This is a genomic window from Bartonella sp. AP20NXHL (genome assembly GCF_042196165.1).
GTDB lineage: Bacteria > Pseudomonadota > Alphaproteobacteria > Rhizobiales > Rhizobiaceae > Bartonella.
This window is the reverse complement of record NZ_JBHIPV010000053.1, coordinates 1-2449: the sequence shown is the minus strand read 5'-3', so window position 1 is coordinate 2449 and position 2449 is coordinate 1. Positions and strand designations below refer to the sequence as shown.

At 37.8% G+C, this 2449-nt stretch carries 3 protein-coding genes and 2 pseudogenes; 3 read left to right on the top strand and 2 right to left on the bottom strand.

Annotation, left to right across the window (positions count from 1 at the left end; all coding sequences use genetic code 11):
• Together ACFILL_RS09015 and ACFILL_RS09010 are read left to right on the top strand one after the other, a co-directional pair.
• Positions 1 to 155: pseudogene (locus ACFILL_RS09015) on the top strand (late control protein); the annotation flags it as partial.
• 303 nt (positions 156 to 458) lie between these two features.
• Positions 459 to 985 (top strand): annotated as a pseudogene (locus ACFILL_RS09010) (antA/AntB antirepressor family protein).
• A gap of 44 nt (positions 986 to 1029) precedes the next feature.
• Here ACFILL_RS09010 and ACFILL_RS09005 read toward each other — a convergent pair.
• On the bottom strand, positions 1030 to 1350 hold the full coding sequence (locus ACFILL_RS09005; protein WP_010705378.1) for an addiction module antidote protein: 321 nt from the start codon (positions 1348 to 1350) through the stop codon (positions 1030 to 1032).
• Complete coding sequence (locus ACFILL_RS09000; protein WP_375643801.1) at positions 1337 to 1579, bottom strand: type II toxin-antitoxin system RelE/ParE family toxin; 243 nt, start codon at positions 1577 to 1579, stop codon at positions 1337 to 1339. The genes ACFILL_RS09005 and ACFILL_RS09000 overlap by 14 nt, the downstream gene beginning before the upstream one ends.
• Before the next feature lie 220 nt (positions 1580 to 1799).
• Between ACFILL_RS09000 and ACFILL_RS08995 the strand changes: the two genes are divergently transcribed.
• Positions 1800 to 2449 (top strand): lysozyme (locus ACFILL_RS08995; RefSeq protein ID WP_375643800.1); only part of this gene is annotated, 650 nt, incomplete at its 3' end.

Sequence of the window (2449 nt, the reverse complement as noted above, 5' to 3'; positions counted from 1 at the left end):
ATTGCGAGCTTTTTGATGAAACCCAAGAAGATGCGGCTGGAAACGTTGCAAACACCACACCAGACAAGGATGATACCCTTGATCCAAACGCTCCACCAAACGCATGCGACGAAGGCGAAGGCGTTATCCATATGGATGAAGAGGATATCAATTAGCAAAAATATCAAAAAATTATCAGAAGCCACTTGACAATGTGGCGACAATATGAATAACCGAATTAGGTGCCTAAGAAACACCTTAATAGTAAGCGGATTTGGTTACGAAACAATCTCTTCTCCGCACGTTTAAAGGCTTTGACTCATTGTATGTGACATGCATATAATGATCTTGTCGGGTGTAGTTACGCTATACAATACCCTTTTGGGAAAAGCATAACGACGGACTTACTACCGTGTTTCTTAGCACCCGGCACTTTTTAAAAGTGTCATTGAGAAACATCTAAATAGTAAGGAATTCTTATGAACACTCTTATAGAAATTAAAGAACAAAATATTGGTCAATAAACTGTTCAAACGGTTAACGCACGTAAATTACATACGTTTTTAGAAGTCAATTCTAAATTTGCAGATTGGATTGTACGCCGTATTAAAGAATATGGATTTTTGGAAAATCAAGATTATGGTTTTACGTTTCTCAAAAATGAGAAACGTAAAAATGTTATAAGTAAAGAATATCATCTTACCTTAGATATGGCGAAAGAGCTCTCAATGGTTGAACGCAATGAGAAGGACGCCAAGCTCGTCGTTACTTTATTGAATGTAAAAAGAAACTAAAAAGTCAATTTATTGATTATGATGATATACGTTTTGCTTTCCCAAAAGATTGGGATAAAATGTCTCCGACTAAAAAGGCTGTTTACATTTATGAACCTCTCCACATGCATCTTGTCAAAGCCTGTACGTTGGTAGAAGAAAGCAAGCATTACAAAGCCATAATCAAAGAAGCAAAACAAGTCTTAGAAAGATCTGTCGTGAAAGCCGCTTAAGTAAAAAATATGCCTCCCCTCCCCATTTCAAAATGAGGAGGTAGTCAAGATGCTTCTTCTAAAGCCGCTTGTTCCTTACAATTATTTTGGATAGGCGCTAAACTAATCTGCAAATTTAAAGCACTCAAAACACTGAGAAAAGTAGAAAGCCGTGGGTCACCTTTATCACTTAAAGAACGATAAAGAGACTCTCTTGATAGCCCTGTATTTTGGGCGATTTTACTCATTCCTTGATTTTTCGCTATTATACCAAGAGCATGGGCAAGATACTTACTATCTTTGCTTTCAAGAGCATCTTCTAAAAGAATCCTTTGTGTCTCAGGTGTCTTGAAATATTCACTTGTGTCAAATTTAGTAATTTCCATGTTTTATTTCCTTTACTAATTGAAGAGCTTTTTTGATATCCTTTTGTTGTGTAGATTTATCACCAGCATTCAGTAATAAAATGATTTGTTTACCTTGTTTTACAAAATAGATTCTATAGCCAGGACCACGATGTATCTTTAACTCTCCAATTCCACGGAAAAATTTTACATTTCCAAGAAATCCCGTTTCTATTCTTGCTATCCGTTTAACAATATGCGCTTGCGCAATCTAATCTTTTAAAGAATCTAGCCATTTTATAAAATGCTCTGTTTTGTATACTGTAAACATTTGTAACTTATAAGATACAATTATTACAATGTCAAATACATTCTTTTGTTCCAATGAAAAAGCGACATGAAGCTTAACCAAGCTATCTTTCCGAATGAGAAAGATGTCAATTTTTTAATCCAGCTCTGCTTTTTGCGGAGCTTTTTTTATGGAGAAGCATATGCGAAAAATATCATCAGAAGGGCTAGCACTTATCAAACAATGGGAAGGCTTGCGTTTAAACGCCTACAAAGATACCATTGGTGTGTGGACAATAGGTTATGGACATACAAACAATGCTGGAAAGCCTTTTATTTACGAAGGCATGACCATCACGGAAAAGCAAGCAGAAGAACTTCTTTGCCAAGACTTAAGACAATTTGAGAATGCTGTTGAACGCGCGGTTACAGTTTCATTAACGGATGAACAATTCGCGGCGTTAGTCTCCTTTTGCTATAATGTAGGAACAGGAGCCTTTTGTAACTCGACACTGTTAAAAAAGCTCAATCAAGGTGAATATGAAGCTGTCCCTGCCGAGCTACAGAAATGGACCAAAGCAGGCGGTAAGCGTCTTGAAGGTCTAGCACACCGGCGTGCGGCAGAAACAGGCTTATGGGCGAAAGGGGCTTTTGTTTCCTCCAATTATCAAACAGTAGAAACGCAAGCACCAACGGGGGTTTTCAAAGCCGAAGCATTGGCACCGATTATTGGTTCTTTTTCTGGGCTTGGAGGCTTATTAGCAGGAAATGGACCCATCCAATGGGCTTTGGCCACCATTATGATTTTAGCCGCATGTGCTGGTATTTTCTTTGTTGCTAAACGCTTTCAGGA